The organism is Mucilaginibacter aquaedulcis (assembly GCF_030409325.1).
In the GTDB taxonomy this organism is placed as follows: Bacteria; Bacteroidota; Bacteroidia; order Sphingobacteriales; family Sphingobacteriaceae; genus Mucilaginibacter; species Mucilaginibacter aquaedulcis.
The window spans coordinates 2232136-2250915 of the sequence record NZ_JAUFPR010000002.1 but is presented as its reverse complement, the minus strand read 5'-3'; the positions used below and the strand labels follow the sequence as shown (position 1 = coordinate 2250915).

General features: G+C 41.3%; 16 protein-coding genes. 10 read left to right on the top strand and 6 right to left on the bottom strand.

Going from position 1 to position 18780, the window contains the following annotated elements:
* Positions 1–27: 27 nt before the first annotated feature.
* The 6 genes from QWZ01_RS13680 (at position 28) to QWZ01_RS13655 (ending at position 5707) form a co-directional block, all read left to right on the top strand.
* Entirely contained in the window at positions 28–396 is a 369-nt protein-coding gene (locus tag QWZ01_RS13680; RefSeq protein ID WP_290324026.1) for a hypothetical protein, read from the top strand.
* A gap of 188 nt (positions 397–584) precedes the next feature.
* Positions 585–944: a HupA family protein gene (locus QWZ01_RS13675; protein ID WP_290324024.1), complete on the top strand. Its 360-nt coding sequence runs from the start codon at positions 585–587 to the stop codon at positions 942–944.
* Between the two features lie 81 nt (positions 945–1025).
* Complete coding sequence (locus tag QWZ01_RS13670; RefSeq protein WP_290324022.1) at positions 1026–1397, top strand: hypothetical protein; 372 nt, start codon at positions 1026–1028, stop codon at positions 1395–1397.
* 286 nt (positions 1398–1683) lie between these two features.
* Entirely contained in the window at positions 1684–4041 is a 2358-nt protein-coding gene (locus QWZ01_RS13665) for a TonB-dependent receptor (RefSeq protein ID WP_290324020.1), read from the top strand.
* Positions 4042–4043: 2 nt separating this feature from the next.
* Positions 4044–5495 carry a PepSY domain-containing protein gene (locus QWZ01_RS13660; RefSeq protein ID WP_290324018.1) on the top strand — a complete coding sequence of 484 codons (1452 nt, stop codon included), beginning with the start codon at positions 4044–4046 and terminating at the stop codon, positions 5493–5495.
* A 2-nt stretch (positions 5496–5497) separates the two neighbouring features.
* Positions 5498–5707, top strand: a complete 210-nt coding sequence (locus QWZ01_RS13655; protein ID WP_290324016.1) for a heavy metal-binding domain-containing protein — start codon at positions 5498–5500, stop codon at positions 5705–5707.
* A gap of 58 nt (positions 5708–5765) precedes the next feature.
* Here QWZ01_RS13655 and QWZ01_RS13650 read toward each other — a convergent pair whose 3' ends face one another.
* The gene (locus QWZ01_RS13650) at positions 5766–6134 is read right to left on the bottom strand and encodes a hypothetical protein (RefSeq protein WP_290324013.1); all 369 of its coding nucleotides are present in this window, start codon (positions 6132–6134) and stop codon (positions 5766–5768) included.
* 164 nt (positions 6135–6298) lie between these two features.
* On the opposite strand from QWZ01_RS13650, the gene QWZ01_RS13645 reads away from it, so the two are divergent.
* Positions 6299–8314 (top strand): glycoside hydrolase family 127 protein, encoded by a 2016-nt coding sequence (locus tag QWZ01_RS13645; RefSeq protein WP_290324011.1) that lies wholly within the window; start codon positions 6299–6301, stop codon positions 8312–8314.
* Positions 8315–8322: 8 nt separating this feature from the next.
* A complete protein-coding gene (locus QWZ01_RS13640; protein ID WP_290324009.1) occupies positions 8323–10539 on the top strand; it encodes a putative Ig domain-containing protein in 2217 nt (738 codons plus the stop codon).
* A 142-nt stretch (positions 10540–10681) separates the two neighbouring features.
* Here QWZ01_RS13640 and QWZ01_RS13635 read toward each other — a convergent pair whose 3' ends face one another.
* The 5 genes from QWZ01_RS13635 to QWZ01_RS13615 all read right to left on the bottom strand — a co-directional run bounded on the left by QWZ01_RS13635 (position 10682) and on the right by QWZ01_RS13615 (position 15407).
* Positions 10682–11584: a hypothetical protein gene (locus tag QWZ01_RS13635; RefSeq protein ID WP_290324007.1), complete on the bottom strand. Its 903-nt coding sequence runs from the start codon at positions 11582–11584 to the stop codon at positions 10682–10684.
* 135 nt (positions 11585–11719) lie between these two features.
* Entirely contained in the window at positions 11720–12160 is a 441-nt protein-coding gene (locus tag QWZ01_RS13630; RefSeq protein ID WP_290324005.1) for a hypothetical protein, read from the bottom strand.
* Positions 12161–12247: 87 nt separating this feature from the next.
* Positions 12248–13084 (bottom strand): sterol desaturase family protein, encoded by an 837-nt coding sequence (locus tag QWZ01_RS13625; protein WP_290324001.1) that lies wholly within the window; start codon positions 13082–13084, stop codon positions 12248–12250.
* A 159-nt stretch (positions 13085–13243) separates the two neighbouring features.
* On the bottom strand, positions 13244–14284 hold the full coding sequence (locus tag QWZ01_RS13620) for a fatty acid desaturase (RefSeq protein WP_290324000.1): 1041 nt from the start codon (positions 14282–14284) through the stop codon (positions 13244–13246).
* A 118-nt stretch (positions 14285–14402) separates the two neighbouring features.
* Positions 14403–15407 carry a YncE family protein gene (locus QWZ01_RS13615; RefSeq protein ID WP_290323998.1) on the bottom strand — a complete coding sequence of 335 codons (1005 nt, stop codon included), beginning with the start codon at positions 15405–15407 and terminating at the stop codon, positions 14403–14405.
* Positions 15408–15654: 247 nt separating this feature from the next.
* Between QWZ01_RS13615 and QWZ01_RS13610 the strand changes: the two genes are divergently transcribed.
* Positions 15655–16068: an EamA family transporter gene (locus QWZ01_RS13610; protein ID WP_290323996.1), complete on the top strand. Its 414-nt coding sequence runs from the start codon at positions 15655–15657 to the stop codon at positions 16066–16068.
* 126 nt (positions 16069–16194) lie between these two features.
* The gene (locus tag QWZ01_RS13605) at positions 16195–18711 is read left to right on the top strand and encodes a TonB-dependent receptor (protein WP_290323994.1); all 2517 of its coding nucleotides are present in this window, start codon (positions 16195–16197) and stop codon (positions 18709–18711) included.
* Positions 18712–18780 lie beyond the last annotated feature (69 nt).

Genomic DNA, 18780 nt, shown 5'->3' with positions numbered 1-18780 from the left:
TTATCTTTAGGAGAAAACTAATCAATTATGAAAAGAAAGATTTTTACTACAATGATGCTGCTGGGCTGCTTTATGGTATGCTTTGCTGCTATTACTAACCTAAATGGTAAATGGGCCGGTAAATTAGTTATGGGCGATGGTACCGAATATCCGTTATTATATAACTTTAAGGTTGATGGTGAAAAATTAACCGGCACCGCGCTTACTCCTGATGGCGATGTGCAAATTGCCGATGGTAAAATAACAAGCGACACTACTTTTACCTTTACTGTGGCCACTTCAGGAATGACCATACCTCATACTGGTAAATTCTATGGTGATTCAACCGGGATTGATCTGGAAATTAACGGATCAAAAATTCATTCAGTGTTAAAAAGACCGGAAGAAAAGAAATAATTCTTTTTTGAAAGATAAAGAAGAAGCTGCCCTAACGGGTTTGTTAAACCATTTGCACAAGGCTCTTCTGTCACTATAAAAAAACCTTACTTTTTAGTAAGGTTTTTTTATTTGTAAAACTTTTTAACCTGGGGTTTGTATCCTCATAACAGGAAACTTTAACAAGCTGCCTGTTAAAGCCCTCATCAATGAAAAAGAAATTATTTGCTACCGTTCCGTTAATTATGCTGATGGTTATTTGTTTTGCAGCAGCGGTAGATCTGAATGGAAAATGGACAGGTAGTGTAAAGTTACCTCCGGATAGCTCTTTGCTGGCATTAAGCTATAACTTTAAAGTGGATAGCGGAAAACTTACCGGCACTGCCCGTATGGCGCAAGGTGATGTGAATATTACCGATGGCATGATCAACGGTAATGATTTTTCTTTTAATGTGCCTGTACCTGGTGGTAACGCTCCTCATACGGGTAAGCTTTACCAGGATTCTATCAAAATGCATATAGTTTATAAAGGGCAGCATTTGAATACCGTGCTAAAGCGCGACAAATAATTTTGCCATAACCCACATTGCTGTCAATTAATTTGCACATAGGTTGCTTATTAAGCGTCCAGCTACTACCTTTGCGGCAACATGCTGCAACGTTTAACAGCCTATTTACTCATCGTTTCGCTGGTTACAGTTAACTTCTCGCGTTTTTTTATTTACGCGGGTTTTGAACTGAACAGGAATTACATTGCCACAAAGCTTTGCGAAAACCGGAATAAGCCCTGGTTGCATTGCGATGGTAAATGTTATTTCGCGAAAAAGATAAAACAGGCAGAGGATAAGCAGGCCAGCGATGAAAGGCAATCGCAAAAAAGCCTCTTTCAGGAAGTTTATGTAGCCAGTTCGACGGTTATCAAATTCCACTCCAGCTTGTTGCAAGTAATTGTAACCCCTTATGATTGCACCCTGCCGGTAAAACCTGTCGGTGCTATCTTCCGCCCTCCGCAGTTAGGATAATTTTTCATTCTTATTTTTCCGGATTTTTTTAATTGATGGCTTTGCTATGCGCTTGGCGTACGTTAAATCATTTCTCCATTGTCATCTCGAACGAGGTATGAGGAGAGATCTTATACGTGTGGCTTTAACAGCTTAAAAGATTTTTCGCTGTCGCTCAAGAGATAGTTTCTCCCTTTGGTCAAAATGATAGTTGAGGGTGCAAAACATTAATTCTCTCCCGGGAAAAATACCGTGTGTTCTATACTAAATCATATACCCCGGGGCGTGAGCTCCTGATTCACTATACATGAAAAAATATCTAATCCTATTTATACTTTTTATATCGTTGCAAACCCTGGTCCAAGGCCAAACCACCATACAAGGAACCATTACCGATGCCAATACACACGAGGCATTGGCGGGCGCATCTGCCTGTAATGCTGATGCTGCCAATGGCGTTAAATTGGCTACAACAAATGCCAAAGGCTATTTTAAGCTAAATGTTCAGGGTATAACCAGGCTTAAATTTGCTATAGTTGGTTACAGTACCCGCATTGTAAATGTTGTTGATATCAAAAATCAAAACCTTGATATAGCTTTAGAGCCATCCACTGTTGATTTGCAGCCGGTAGTGGTAACCGCCAGTCGTGAGGGACAAGCCCGGCAGAATGCTCCAATCGCTATCAGTAAAATTAACTCCACCCAAATAAAGGATACCAAGGCTACAGCTTTATACCAATTGCTTAATAAGGTAGCCGGTGTTTATATGGTGAATTTAGGCAACGAACAGCATACTATGGCTATTCGTCAGCCTATTACTTATAACGCGCTTTACTTGTACATGGAAGATGGTTTGCCTATCCGCCCAACAGGTATTTTTAACCATAACTCGCTGTATGAGATTAACATGTCGGGCGTTAAGGATATTGAGGTGATCAAAGGCCCGGCTTCGTCGCTTTATGGGAGTAACTCTATCGGTGGGGCTGTAAACTTTATTACACAAGGGCCGCCCACAGGTTATGCCGGTAATGTATCTGTTCAGGGCGATAACTATCACTATCGCCGTGTTGATGCTGATGGTGGTTTTACACAAGGTAAGTTTGGCTTATATGTTGGCGGCTACATAGCTCACCAAAAGGACAGCTGGCAGGATTACTCTGACTTTGACAAATACTCCGGCAATTTTAAAACTACCTATGATTTTAACGCTACAACTCGTTTAACCACATCGGCAGCATATAATTATTTGAATACGCAAACGCCAGGCAGCCTGGATAGTGCTCATTTTTATGATCGCAGTTATGGCGCAAACCAGCGCTTCACCTATCGTAAAGTAAAGGCTTTCAGGGCCAGCACCCGGTTGGATCATCAGTGGGACGATAAAAACAGCACCTTTGTAACCCTGTTTTTCAGGGATAACTCTACCGCCCAACTGCCCAGCTATTTTATATCCGACGTGCGGGATAATACAGGTAAATACCTGAGCTCGAACGGGCAGGTGAATGATCAAAAATTCCAAAGCTATGGTTTACTGGCCCAACACCGGGTTGATTTTGATTTTCTACATTCACGCTTAATTGGTGGTGTTTATATGGATGATAGCCCAAGTTCGTACTATGCGCAATTCCTGAATATAGACAAAGATGTGCAGAACAACTATTACACAGGTTTTTCAAACACAGGCAGGTACATTGATAACTATAACATCAAACTATTTAATACGGCGGCTTACCTGCAATATGAATTAAAACCTACCGAAGCGTTGCGCATTGTAGGTGGTTTACGGTATGATCGTGTACATTATGATTTTACTAACAGCCTGCCCGCCGGTGAAACCAAATACAAACAGCAGGAAACCAATAACTTTAATATCCTGGCTCCCAAACTGGGCTTAACATATGATCTGGGCCGCAATAAAGGCTTTTACGCTAATTACAGTGTGGGCTTTCAACCACCTGAAACCGGCGACTTATACAGCTCGCGCCAGCTAACTCCATTAAAACAGGCTACGTTTAATAACTATGAAGTAGGGGGCTGGTTCTCGGCGTTTAATAAAAAGCTATATTTTGAACTGAGCTTGTTTGATATGGAAGGCCATAACGAGATCATTAGCCAGCTATTACCAGATAACACCACACAGAACCAAAACGCGGGAGCAACCCGTCACCGCGGTGTGGAATATGCTGTTACCGTGGCGCCAATTAATGAACTTACCTTCAGGTTTAGTGGTACCAATGCAAGACACACCTATGTAGAGTACAGTGAAGTAACCACCAACTACGCCACTGGTACCAATACAGTAACCAGCTACAACGGCAACCGCATGAATAACGCACCGGCCTGGATAGCTAACTCAGAACTTACTTATAAACCTAACTATCTGCCAGGCTTCAGGATAGCTACAGAGTGGCAGCACATTAATCAGTATTATACCAACCCGGCAAATACCAAAAGCTATAGTGGTTATGATATTTACAATTTGCGTTTGGGCTACGATATTAAAAGCGGTGTGCTAAAAGGGGCGGGCATTTGGTTCAATGTATTGAATTTAACTAACCAACTTTACGCAACCACAGTAACCAGTAACCAATATGGCGATACGTACAATGCCGCGCCGCCGCGTACTTACACCCTGGGCATTAGTTATTCTTTTTCAAAATATTGATCATGGCATCATCAGCAGTAAAAAGTAAATTTTATAAATGGCATCGTGTACTGGGCTTAATAGGCCTGGTACCAGTCATTTTCTGGACTTTGAGCGGATTCTCGCATCCCTTTATGTCAAACTGGTTCAGGCCGTTCATCCCTAAAGAAGTTTTTAGACCTTTAGCGCAAAGCCAAATGAAACCGGTACTGACCATTCAACAAGTGTTGGATCAGAACCATCTGCAGCAGCTTCGCAACTTTAACCTCATACATTTTACCAAAGGCACTTTTTATCAGGTGTTGGATAAGGATAGCGTTTACCGGTATTATTCTGCTAATGATGGAGTATTGCTGCCTAATGGCGATGTGCAATATGCAGAATATCTGGCCCGGTATTTTACGCAGGATTCTTCCTCTGCAATTAAAAGCATAGCACTGCAAACCTCGTTCGATGGCCAGTACCAGCCTATCAATCATCTTTTACCAGTGTGGAAGGTATCATTTAACCGGCCCGATGGTATGGATGTATACGTTGAAACTGCTCAAAGCCGCATGGGCACGTTTAACAACAATACCCGTAAAGCTATGCTTTGGGTGTTTGAGCAGTTACATACCTGGCAATTTCTGGCAGATATTGCAGGCGATACATTTCGGAATGTGTTTTTGCTCGTGATCATCAGCGTATTGTTATTTACGCTCATTAGCGGGTTAACCATTTATGGTTTGTTCTGGAAAAAGTTCAAGGCAATTCAGCAGAATCGAAAAGCGAAGGGTACAGAAGATAAACGATTTGTACATCGCTTTCACCGGCAAATCGGGCTTATCGTATCATTCGTGATGTTTACTTTTGTGGTAAGCGGGGCTTTTCATTTGGCGGTAAAACTGTACAATAATCAACCAGATAGACCTGATTACGGGCAGATCATTAATCGCAGCCAATTAGGTATTTCAAACCTTGCCCTGCCTGTTGCGGATAGTACTATCAAAAAAACAGGCCTGGTTAGTTTTGGCGGTAATCCCTATTACCAGTTGGTTGACAATAAAAAACAGGTTTTATATTTTGATACCAACACAGGTAAAGAACGTGAATTGGGCGATGAAGAATATGCCCGCTTTTTAAGTACTTATTACCAAAACGGTAAATCGCCTTTAAATACCTTTAAGGGTAGAGTAAAGGTTGATGTAATCAAGCAGTTTGATAACGAATACGGCTTTATCAATAAACGTTTACCGGTTGAGCGAGTAGGCTACCCCGGCGGCGACAATTGGTATATAGAAACCACCTCATCTAAATTGGCTACCAAAGTTACCGGTATTGACAGGGCCGAGGGCTTATCATTCATTTTTCTGCATAAATATTTTGGTATGAGCTGGGCCGGTAAAGATATCCGGGATATAGTTAGTATGCTGGCTGCCTTGGGTGTGCTTGTAGTATCGATATTTGGCTTTGCTTCCTTTATTAAAAATAAATAACTATGAAAAAATCAGTTATCATTGCTGCTTTGGCCGTATTAACATTGGGTTTCATAATGGCTTGTGGTAATAGCCATCAGTCAACCGAAAAGCATCAAAAGAAGGGTAAATATACGTGCATTATGCATCCGGATGTAAGCGCCGATAAGCCCGGCGTATGCCCCAAATGTGGTATGGATCTGGTAGAACGGGATACTACCGAGGATAAGTAAACGTGTTGTAATGAAAGCCATATACGTCATGCTGAATTTTATTTCAGCATGACGTTGTTTATTTACTTATTTGTTGCTTCCTTTTGAGTACGGTATGCGCTTTAGCTCCGTTAGCGGCTATATCAACACTTACCGAGTCGGTATAAAACTTGCCGGTGTGTTCAATCTCCATATCGCCCAGCACTACGGTAAATTTAAAATCATTACCGTTTACCTTACCGTCGTCAATAGGCAAATCGCCCTTAGGTGTTTTAGCTGTTCCGGTTAATTTATCACCATCAACCTTAAAGTTATAAAGCAGGGGATAAACCTCGCCGGTTTCAGTTTTGAGGGTGCCGGTCCACGTGCCGGAATAATCGCTTAATGCAGCAAAACTGGCTAAAAAGCAGCAAATTAACAGGGCGGTTGTTAAAAATGTCCTTTTCATGGTTCTTATTTTTCGATATACAAAATTAGCCTCGATATTATAACTAATCGTCAACCGCAGGTTAAGTTTTAACTCATGACTTTAGCCGGATATAACAATAATTGTAAAATTTACATTTCATATGTTACCGAAAAATGTAACTTTAAAACTTCCTGTTATAACCAATGATGAAAAAGAGTGCCTGTTTATTATTGATGATATGCTGCAGCTACGGAGTTTTAGCACAAAAACAGCAGGATTATCCCATTCAGCCTGTACCGTTCACCAGCGTAAAGCTTACTGATCAATTTTGGACATCACGTATCGAAACCAATCGTACTGCAACTATTCCCGCCTCTTTTGAGCGTTGCATAAGCACCGGCCGTGTTAAGAACTTTGAAATGGCCGCGGCGCATTCGGGCAAGTTTTGCACAACCTATCCGTTTGATGATACTGATATTTATAAAACCATTGAAGGTGCATCATATTCCCTTGCCCTGCATCCTGACAAAAAGCTTGATCTCTATCTTGATTCACTTATCACCATTGTAGGCAAGGCCCAGGAGCCGGATGGCTATTTGTATACGGCCCGTACTATCGATCCGCTGCATCCGCAGGCCTGGGCGGGCCCGGAGCGCTGGGTTAACGAACAAAAGATGAGTCATGAGCTGTATAACAGTGGGCACCTGTTTGAGGCCGCGGCCGCTCATTTTATGGCTACGGGTAAACGCAATTTCTTAAATATAGCCCTAAAAAATGCCGACCTGCTGGTACGAACCTTTGGTCCGGATAAGAGACAGGTGGCCCCGGGACACGAAATAGTAGAAATGGGTTTGGTCAGGCTTTATCGCATCAGCGGTAAAAAAGAATACCTTGATCTGGCCAAGTTTTTTATTGATGCCCGTGGTAAGAAAGACTACAACAAAAAGAGTAAGAACCCTTTTGAAAACGGCATTTACTGGCAGGATGATCAGCCTGTAGTACAACAGGATGAGGCCGAAGGCCATGCTGTAAGGGCTATGTACCTTTACTCGGGAATGGCCGATGTAGCTGCACTCACCGGCGACAAACAATACCTGACAGCCATAGATAAAATATGGGACAACATGGTGAGCAAAAAGATATACGTACAAGGCAGTATTGGGGCCATTGGCGATGGTGAACGCTTTGGCGATAATTATGAGTTGCCCAATACCACTGCTTATAACGAAACATGCGCTGCCATAGGCAATGTTTTCTGGAACCAACGTATGTTTTTGCTTCATGGCGATTCAAAATATATAGATCTGTTGGAGAAAACTTTATATAACGGATTGATATCAGGTGTCGGGTTAGATGGTAAATCTTTTTTTTACACCAACGCTATGCAAATAAGGGATAGCTTTACACATGCAGATATAGAACGCGAACGTTCAGGCTGGTTTACGTGTTCATGCTGCCCAACCAATATGGCACGTTTGCTGCCTTCTCTACCCGGATACATGTATGCTCAAAATGGTAAAAGTATTTATATAAATCTGTTTATAAGCGGTACCGCAACTATAGAGGTTAATCATAAACCTGTTAAAATTATCCAGCAAAATAATTACCCATGGGATGGTGCACTGGCATTTACCATTAACCCGGTTTCGGCCATTGATATGGATCTGCGCATACGTATACCTGGCTGGGCACAGGATAAGGCAATCCCATCAGATCTTTACAACTATGAAAAGCCATCTGCGCAAAAAATAGAAATAAAGGTGAACGGAAAGGTTGTGAATTACCAGGTACAAAACGGCTATGCGGTTATCAGCAAGCAATGGAAAAAGAACGACCGTGTAGAAATGAACCTGCCTATGGATGTGCAAAGGGTAGTGGCCAATGATAAGCTAAAAGATGATAATGGCAAAGTGGCCCTGCAACGCGGTCCTATCATGTATTGCGCCGAATGGAAGGACAATACCAGTAGCCCTTCCAGATTTATTGTTTCTAAAGATGTGGTTTTTACCCCATCTTATAACGCCGGTTTACTGAATGGTGTCACTGTTTTAAGGGCCGGGGTAAAGAGTATTAAAGTGGATGATGCCGGGCAAAATGTAAGCACTGTAAACAGCACTCTGACCGCCATCCCGTATTATGCCTGGGCCAACCGCGGCAAAGGTGAAATGACCGTGTGGTTTCCCGAGCAAGTTAAATTTATTGATATACTACCTAAATAAATACCTCAATGAGAAAACTATTTGTACTGATATTGCTGTGCGCTTGTTTTTCGCGCGTTGTTGCACAGGATATTCCGTTAACCAAAGGCTGGAAACTGGCCATTGGCGATTCGGCGCAATGGGCATCGCCAACTTTTAACGATCAGCATTGGGCAGCAGTTAATGTTGCACAGAGCTGGGAGCAGGAAGGGCATCCGGATTATAATGGCTTTGGCTGGTACCGCATTCACATTGTTATCCCTTCATCATTAAAAGAGAAAGCGTTTTTAAAAGACAGCGTGCGCATTAACCTGGGCAGTGTTGACGATAACGATGAAGTTTACCTGAATGGTAAGTTGATAGGCCGTTTTGGCGGCAAAACGGGCGATATTGTGAAAGGCGCATTTTACGGCCCGCGTACTTATACCATTGCGGCCAATAATCCGGCTATTTTATGGGATAAGGAAAATGTACTGGCCGTACGAATTTATGATACCGGGGGAGATGGGGGCATATATGGCACCAACTTCAGTATTGGAATGGCTGATGTGATGGATCATGTAAAGATAAATACCGAGGCTGATTTTGACTACGGCGAACGCAACAGTCTGAGTAAATCTATCAAACTGATCACCACCAGCCATTATAACTATAGCGGTAAACTGGGCTTTAAAGTCACCGATCCGGAAACTAATTCAGTTTTGTACGAAAAAACAAATGATGCTGCCTTTAGTAGCGCCAAACCATTTACCTATACTTTTGAGATAGCCCGTTTGGAGAAAAAATCATATACCATTACCTATACTTTTACGGATGATAAATCGGGCAAGGTGTTAACCCAAACAGAAACCACACCTTACCTGCTTACGCCTTATCCATCGGCCAAGCCCAAAATAAATGGTGCCGACGTTTTTGGTGCAAGGCCGGGCAGCCCGTTCCTTTACCTGATACCGGCAACCGGGCACAAACCATTGGTTTATAAAGCCGAAGGCTTGCCCGAAGGTTTAAAGCTTGATGCCGCTACAGGTATTATAAGCGGTGCAGTAGCGCAAAAGGGCACTTACCCGGTTACCTTAACGGTTAGCAATAAGTTGGGCAGTAAAACGAAAGATTTCAGCATAGTTATAGGTGATAAAATTGGCTTAACACCTGCCTTAGGCTGGAATAGCTGGAACGCCTGGGGTTTAAGTGTTAATGATCAAAAGGTACGTACATCGGCCAAGGCTATGGTTGATAGGCTGAGCGCACACGGTTGGGCATATATCAATATTGACGATGGTTGGGAGGCAGACCAGCGCCAGCCTGATGGTAAAATAACGGCTAACAGCAAGTTTCCGGATATGAAGGGACTAAGCGATTACATTCACAGTTTAGGTTTGCGTATGGGTATTTATTCATCGCCGGGGCCGCGTACCTGCGGTGGCTTTTTGGGCAGCTGGCAGCATGAAGATCAAGACGCGCAAACGTATGCCGACTGGGGTGTTGACTATTTGAAATACGATTGGTGCGCATACTCAGAGATTGTACCTAAACCGGATCTGGATGGTTTAAAGAAGCCATATCAGGTTATGCGCGCTTCGCTTGATAAAATAAACCGCGACATTATGTACAGCCTTTGCCAGTATGGCTGGGGTAATGTATGGGAGTGGGGAGCCGAAGTTGGCGGCAACAGCTGGCGTACCACCGGCGATATCCAGGATACCTGGAGAAGCATGTCGTCCATAGGGTTTAACCAGAATAAGGCAGCTGCTTTTTCACAGCCGGGCCATTTTAATGATCCGGATATGCTGGTGGTAGGTAAGGTAGGCTGGGGGCCAAGCCTGCACAATACACAGCTTACTTTTGATGAGCAGTATACACATATCAGCTTGTGGAGCTTGCTTTCATCGCCACTATTAATTGGTTGTGATATGGGGCACCTGGATAGGTTTACGCTAAACCTGCTCACCAATGATGAGGTATTAGCTATTGATCAGGATGCATTGGGTAAAGGTGCAAGCCAATACATCAAGAATGATAATTACCAGATATGGGTAAAGGAGCTTAAAGACGGTGGTAAAGCTATCGGTTTGTTCAATTTATCAGATAAGTATCAAACCATCAGCCTTGACAAAACCGATCCGGCATTGAACGGTTTCAACAAATTTAGGGACGTTTGGCAGCAAAAATATATCATTACAGCAGGTAAAACTTTCAGCGCGAAGGTAGCGCCACACGGTGTTATGCTGATCAAGGTAAGTAAGTAAAATTACAAAGTTAAAACAGCTTGTCATCTCGACGAGGCACGAGGAGAGATCTTATACACGTAGTTTTGTTCTATTGTGTAAGATTTCTCCCTTCGGTCGAAATGACAATCAGGATTAGTTAACAAGCGTTAAAAACCTCAATTTAATCCGGCGTTTCGTAATAGTAGATGGGCGCAAATACACCTTCACTGGTAGTATAATAACCTTTACCATCGGGTGTAAAACCTATGGCCTCACCTTGTTTTTCGGCTTTGTATGATGGCTCCTCGGGCTTTCTAAGCATGGTTTCCCAAATATGCTCGTTAGGTTCGCGTTTCCAGTAGTAAACCTTTTCGTAGCTCTTTAATAAAACATGCTGTCCATCTTTTGATATATCACCGCCGGTGATCCATTTAAAGGGCTTAAACCCATGAAAAAACAATTTGGCCCGCTTGGTTAAAACTACAGTATCCTTAACATTGCTATTCAATGGGGCGGTGTAAACACCTACTGTATCACCACGTTTGCTTACTATATAAAACAGTTTATCAATGGGGTCAACCATCATCGTTTCGGCATCTTTGGGGCCATCAGGGTATTTGAAATTGAGTGGTGTAGCATTGGCGTTGGCAACACTATCTGTAGCCCATGACTTTTTTTCCGGGGTACGATATATAGTTATATATGGCCAGGAGCTGCCGTTATCGCCAATGTCACCTATATAAACATAGCTTTTTCCTTTTACAGGTCCGGGGCCTACTGATATATCTTCGCAATCGCGTACGCCTAATGGTATTTTTTTATCACCGGTAAAAAAAATGGTGGTCTTTAGTTTTCCGTCGGGTGTTATAGCAAAAAAACGGCTTGTATCGCCGCTGTCATTATGTACATAATAAATATCGGGGTTAATGGTTGAAGCGGCTATACCCGATGTTTCGTCCATTTGTTTACTGCTGAGCGTACCAGATTGAGTGTGCCTGTCAAACAGCCTGTGCTTGGCAAAGGCCCCTACAAAAAGCAGGGTTATCAAGGGCACTATTAATTTTAATTTTTTTGATCTGCTCATCTTATTTGTTACAAATAATAACGCAAATTAACCAAAATAGTATGAGTATTGTATTGGTTAAATGGTTTTAATGAGCAAATGATGAATAAGTTAGCCTTTAAATTACTTTCAGTCAATAATAGATTTATTGCCATTTCATGCCGATTCAAATGCCAGTAGCAACGCATGCTGCTGAAATATTTCTGCCGGAGAACGATAATCTGCAAGACCAATTTCCTGCACATACTGGCAATTACAGCCATGCCCCGGCGAAATGAAAACCGGCATATCAAATCCTAATTGCTGGTAATATGGTGTTATAAACGCTTGCACCGGTAAACTGTTTGCAGTAGTAGTAATAGCCGAGGTCAACTTTTTTAAAGGCTTCAGTAACAATTTAATTTCACAAACCTTAAAATTGTCTGTCATCGGTATCCATCTGCTCACATCATCAACCATAACCTGCATTCCGTTTTGCTTTACACCGGTAAGCGTACCAATGGTTATTTGATTATTCAACAGGCTGGTGATCATTACCTGTTGGCCTATGTACCGGCTAAATATAACAAGCTGTTCGGCAGTATTCAATAAATCCATATTGCTAAAAATATTAGCAATTATAATGAATTTTTAGATTGGTTGCACCTGTGTTAATTAATTTTGTCAGTGGGTAATTTGTATCTGTTAATAATTATTGTGCTGTTGAGTTGGTCTTTCAAATTTTTGGAAAGGTAATTTAACCACACCTGCAAAATTGCCATTTAGCTGCTCATTCATGTGCGTATCAATACCAAATACAGTTTCAGTTTTGCTGAGTTTGCCATAAGTGCCAAATAGCCTGTCCCAAATGCTTAATACATCACCATAGTTACAGTCAGTATAAGGTAGTTGATAATGGTGGTGTACATGGTGCAGGTTTGGGGTAATAAAAACCAGGCCAACAATACGATTAACTTTTTCGGGCAAACGGAACTCTGTATGTGCTATAATATTAGAAAACGACTGAAAGGTTTGGCGTAAGATTAAAACGCCAATAGCGGGGCCGCAAATAAATACCCAAAGCATCAGGAAACCGGTGCGTATGGCGGTTTCGCAGGGATGTTCGCGGGTGGTGGTAGATACATCAACTTTAAGGTCGCTATGGTGAACGAGGTGAAATTTCCATAAAGCTTCAACTTTATGCATGGTAACGTGATAAATGTACTCGCACAAGTCAAGCAAAATAAACAGGCTGATGTAATAAACCCAATGATTACGGTGATGGGGTATAAAATTGATGATTCCCCAATGATGGGCAATGTCCCATTTAGAGATAAGAATAACAAAGGTTGTTAATAATAACTGTATGGGTAATGCGGTGAATATGAAAAGGGCATTTACGGTTGAATGTTTCCATTTGTATTTGATGCTTTCGGCCGATACCATGATTTCGGCAAACCAGAGGCTTGTTATGATGCCTGCGTATAAAAGTACTTGAGTTAGATCTTCGTGTCTTGAAAAAAATGAGCGCAGCTCTGCCATAGTTAAATTAATAGAGCGTTAAAAGTAAATCAATTTAGCTATAGCCTTGTAATTGATTTTCGGCTCTTCATCATTCGTTCATTTTTTCCGGGAGGTATGTAGGGCAGGATAACTTAAGACTCATGAAATAAAAAAAGGCCTTTAAGGCCCTTATGAATATTATTTGCTGATGCTTACTTCCAGATCTGGTTTCAAGGTTTCGGCCTTAACCATGTCTATATCTGGTTTAGATATATCGGTTATGGCTACACGGCCGCGGTCTTTCCTTAAGATTCGGTTGAACAATGATATTTCACGATCAAACAAAAAGCGGAAAAATAATTTGGTCCATGAGGTGTGGTAATGTAAGGTATCGTAGTATTCTGGAGCGGTTTTCTTAATTTCCGGAAGTTTGTTCCATGGTATTGAAGGGAAGTCATGATGCTCATTATGAAAACCTACGTTGAAAGCTACCACATTAAAATTACCATAATAGCTGTATGTTTCCTGCTCAACACTGTGGGTAAGGTAGTGCTCCTGTATCCAACGGGCGCCAAGTGGGTGCAAGCCAACAGAAAAAGAAAAGCTTAACAGTAAAAAAGCTACAGCAGGCCATCCCATAAAGTACCAGATGGCAGTTGTGAATATTACCTGCGATACGAAATTGGTAAATATCCAGCCATCAAAAGGGTGAATTTCACGTAATCTTGACAAACGGAAAAGCTGGAAAACCGGGAAAAACAGCAACCATAAAGCTTTACCAAAAAACGAATTGCTGATCAGTTTTGCTTCCCATTTGTTTGGCAAATCGGCATCAAGTTCATGTACGCCCTGAAAAGAGTGGTGTTTAATATGGTATTTTTCAAACGATATGGCACTTGGCAGTATTTGCGGTAAATTGGCAAACATTGCAGCCCAACGATTGGCATTACGATTTTTGAACAACAACTGATGTGTGCATTCGTGAATCATAACAAACAGGGCATGATCTGCAAAGGCGCCTAATAAATAGGCAGCGCCAAAAATAAGCCACCATGATTGGTCGCGCAAAAACCAGGCTAAAATTACCTGAAAAGCAACGAGGCCAATAATGGCAAATATGGTGTTCGGGTTTTTTCCGATAAGCTTTCTGAGCTGTGGAAATTGCTTTAAAATTTTCTTAGTGCGGATACGATGTGGTTCAGACTCCTGGGAATAAACAAAATCAGTTTTCTTTATCATATAAAATATAAACGTTAAATATATGAATAACGTGTTGAAAATATCATTTTCTGGTAAAAAAATATTATGTGTAGCAAAAACTTCATAAACATTTCACGAATATTTTATATAAAAAATGTTACTGAAGTTTGAATACCAGCACTTTAAAAGTGTTTGGTATGGTTTTTCTTGTGCCGTTTTCAAATTGGGCAACGCTTAAATAAATTTTGTGGGTTTTACTATCGAGGGCGAGGGTTCGGGCCCGTTCGGCAGTTTTTAACACCTGTACAACAGCATACTCATCGGCCGATTTTTGTTTTATAATGGTTGTTGTTCCATCGCCGCATGAACAAAATATCAACTTAGTTTCAGCATCATAAGCAACAGCATCAACCCCTGCGCCTATGGGCAAGGTACTAACTATTTTGCCCGTATTGGCATTAATTACACTTACACCTTTATTTTCTCGACAAACGGTGAATAAACGTTCATGAACCGCATCAAGAGCAAGGCCGGTAGGGCCTCCGCATGGCGCCAACGGATAGTTTTTAATAACCTTTAGTGCTTTACTATCAATTACATTAAGGCTGCTTTTATCTTCAAGATTGTTATATATTTTTCCCTTACCATCTGCCACGGCAAACTCGGGGCCGCCTCCAAGCGCAACGGTACCTGTTTGCTTTAAGGTAACCGGGTCAATTACTGACGAGTTATTGCTTTCGCCATTAAAGGTAAAAACACGGTTGGAGTACGGGTCATACATAATAGCGTCGGGGCCATTCGCTTCAGTAAGTGAAATGGTAGCAATTACCTTAAATGTTTTTAAATCAAACGCAACCACCGCGTTGGCTTTACCATCACTTATAAAACCGCGGTTTAATTTGTTTACAATGGCAATGCCATGCACCCCTTTCATGTCGCTGATTGAACCAACCGGCTTTTCTGTGGCGAGGTCAATAACGTTTACCTGTGTAGCGTGTGATACGTATAACCGGTTATTTTCTTTATCAATTGCCAGGTAATCATAGCCTCCATCGCCAGGCAATGCAATGGTTTTATCAGCTACATAGGTTTGCGCCTTTAACAATTGAGGAACCAGGCTGGTGACGGCGAACAGGGCAGCGCCTAAAATTAATTTTTTCATGGTTGTTTTAGTGAATTACCACTAAGGTGAGTACCGATTCTGTAGAAAGTTTGTGAGAAATTAATTTTTCCATGCTGCCAAAGCGTAATTATCTATTTTTTTATAAATATTTTAAATTGAAACAGATTTAATACAGAATGAGCAAGCAAATTAGCGTTTGTTTGGGTTTATATAATAAAGTATATGTTAAGCTTTTGATAAAAAAAGATCATTCAACTCATCGTCCAAAGCAATTAAAATAAAAAATATGTGGTGGATATACGCTTTACTTTCGGCACTGTTTGCTGCCCTTACCGCAATATTTGCCAAGGTTGGCATAAAAGGGGTTGATACCGATCTGGCAACTGCCATACGTACCGTAATTATACTTATACTGGCCTGGGCTATTGTACTATTCAAAGGAAGCAATCAGGGTATAGGTAATTTAACCAGGGTTAACTGGACGTTCCTTATACTTTCGGGTTGTGCCACCGGCCTCTCATGGATCTGCTATTTTAGGGCCCTGCAACTGGGCAAGGTATCGCAGGTAGCACCGGTTGATAAATTGAGTGTTGCACTGGCCATCGCATTATCTGTTCTGTTTCTGGGCGAACCACTTACGGTAAAAAATGCAATAGGGGCTTTGTTAATTATTGCCGGCACTTTGGTGCTTATTTTTTAAGATAATGGCAAGCTTAACGTAAATTTTTTAACCTTATTGTAACAAATCCACAACAATTCATAAAATTCAGTATTTATCCAATCTTTCTTTTCAAATTCGCAGCTCAATTATACTGTCTATAAAGTAATGAAGGTTTTTTACACGCTGTTTTTATCTGTTTTTATTTCTGTAAGTGTTTTGGCCCAGGTAAATCCTGCGGTTAAGGGTAAAATAAGTGGTAAAGTTACCGATGCTACCAATAAACAGCCTGTAGACTATGCCACCATATCTGTATATAAGCAGGGTAACGCTTCACCATTTAACGGAATCAGTACAGATCCTAAGGGTAACTTTACGGTGGCAAATATCCCAGCTGGTGAATACAAGATTACTGCCGATTTTATGGGCTACCAGCGTGCTACAATTGAGCACGTAATTGTTAAGGATGGTGCCGTTGTATCAATTGGTGAGATAAAACTTGCACCGGTATCGCATCAGTTACAAGGGGTAACCATTACGGCCAAAACCCCAACGGTTGAAAACAAGATCGATAAAATGGTATATAACCCGCAAAATGACCTGAGTGCGCAGGGAGGTGTAGCTATTGATATATTGAAAAAGGTACCTCAAATAACTGTTGATATTGATGGCAATGTGGAGCTTCAGGGCAACGCTAATATCCGTTTTTTGATAAACGGTAAGCCATCAAGCATTTTTGGAGCAAGCCTGGCCGATGCATTGCAAAGCATCCCGGCCAGCCAGATCAAAAGTATTGAAGTGGTTACCAGTCCCGGTGCAAAATATGATGCAGCAGGAACTGGTGGTATTGTTAATATTATTTTAAAAGATAGTAGGGTAGAGGGCGTGAACGGCAGTGTTAACTTATCAGCAGGTACACGTCGTGAAAACGGATCATTTAACCTTAATGTTCGCAAAGGCAATTTTGGTGTGAACGCGTTTTTTAGTGGGAATGCCCAGCTTAACAGTAATTCGCCTAATTCGCGTACCCGTACATCAAGAGATTCTGCAAATAATATAACTAATCTGCTGCAAAATGGCAGCAACAACTTTACCCGCAATGGTTATCAATCAGGTTTAAACTTTACCTGGAATATCAGCAAGCATGATGATTTGAATGCATCTGTTGGATTTAACCATTTTGGCAACCACGCCAATGGGGTTACTAATGAAGATACCCGTAAGGTTGATGACTCAGGTAATTTACTATCCAATATTTTAGATATCCGTAATTCGCGCAGTAAATTCAATGGCCGGTCAACCGATGTAAGTGTAGGTTACAAGAAAACATTTGAAAAAGAAGGGCAGGAACTTAATGTGTTATATACTGAAAGTTTTGGCAATAACAGCTTCAGCTCGTTTCAGCAAACAGACTTTTTAAATATAAACAGGCCCTCATCAGGTATATCAAATAATAACCCAGGTACAGACAGGGAAACCAACGTTTCTATCGACTATACTCATCCGGTAAGCAAAAATTTTACTATCGAAACCGGGGCCAAGCTTGATTTTACTCACATCAATAACAATGTGGTTACTGATACCCTGAAGGACGATGCTTTTGTACCTAATGCAAATCAAACCTATGGCTTTATTTATGATAGCAAAATATATGCTTACTACCTTTCGGCCACTATCTCATTGTTCCATAATTTTTTGGATGTGAAGGCAGGTCTAAGAGATGAGTATACTATTATTAAGGCCGATTTTAAAGGCGCTGATATTCCTGATTATAATATCCTGGTGCCATCTTTAGTATTCTCGCATAAAATAGGTGATAGCCAATCAATAAAATTAAGCTATACCCGTCGCATCGAAAGGCCTGATTATGGCGCGTTGAACCCCTTCCTGAATATCAGCGATCCGCATAACATCAGCACAGGAAACCCTAACCTTAAACCAGAGCGTGGCGACAACTTTGAACTTGGATACAATAAATCATTTGAAAAAGGAGCTAATATTAATGTAGCGGCATTTTACCGCTACAATTCTGATGATATACAACAGTTCGCCACTTTCTATCCAACCTTTAATGCTAATGGTACACCATACACAGATGTTTCATTAAACCAGTGGTACAACTTAGGTTCGCAGATCCGTACCGGAATCAATTTATATGGTTCATTACCGGTTACCAGTAAATTAAGCCTGCGCACCAACATGATATTTTCTGACCGCATCAGCAGAAATCCGGGCTCGGCCACGGTAAGCGGTTTTACATACCGTTTAAACCTGAATGCACAGTATAACTTTGGTCATGATCTTAGTGCCGAGTTTTTTGGCAATTACAATTCATCGCAAAAAGGCATTCAGGGTGTTAATCCTAAGTTTGTATTCTACAACATAGCCATGCGTAAAATGATCCTGAATAAAAAATTCAGCTTCGGCCTTACCGCCTCTAACCCGTTTGCCAATTTTGTTGGGCAGCGTTCAACAACGTTTGGCAGTAGCTTTAACCAGGTTAATATCAGGCAGGTGCCGGTACGTTCATTTGGCATAAGCCTGAGTTACAAGTTTGGTAAGCTCGACTTTAAGAAAGAGAACAATAACAAAGAAGACGACAATATAAACGGCAGTCCGGATACCCCTCCAACAGATAAAGCCAAAGAAGGTAACAACGGTGGTGGCGGCGGTAAAAGTAAATAATACCTTACCGTTAGGGTTATAATAAAAAGAGCCTCTTTTGTATTAACAAAAGAGGCTCTTTTTATTATA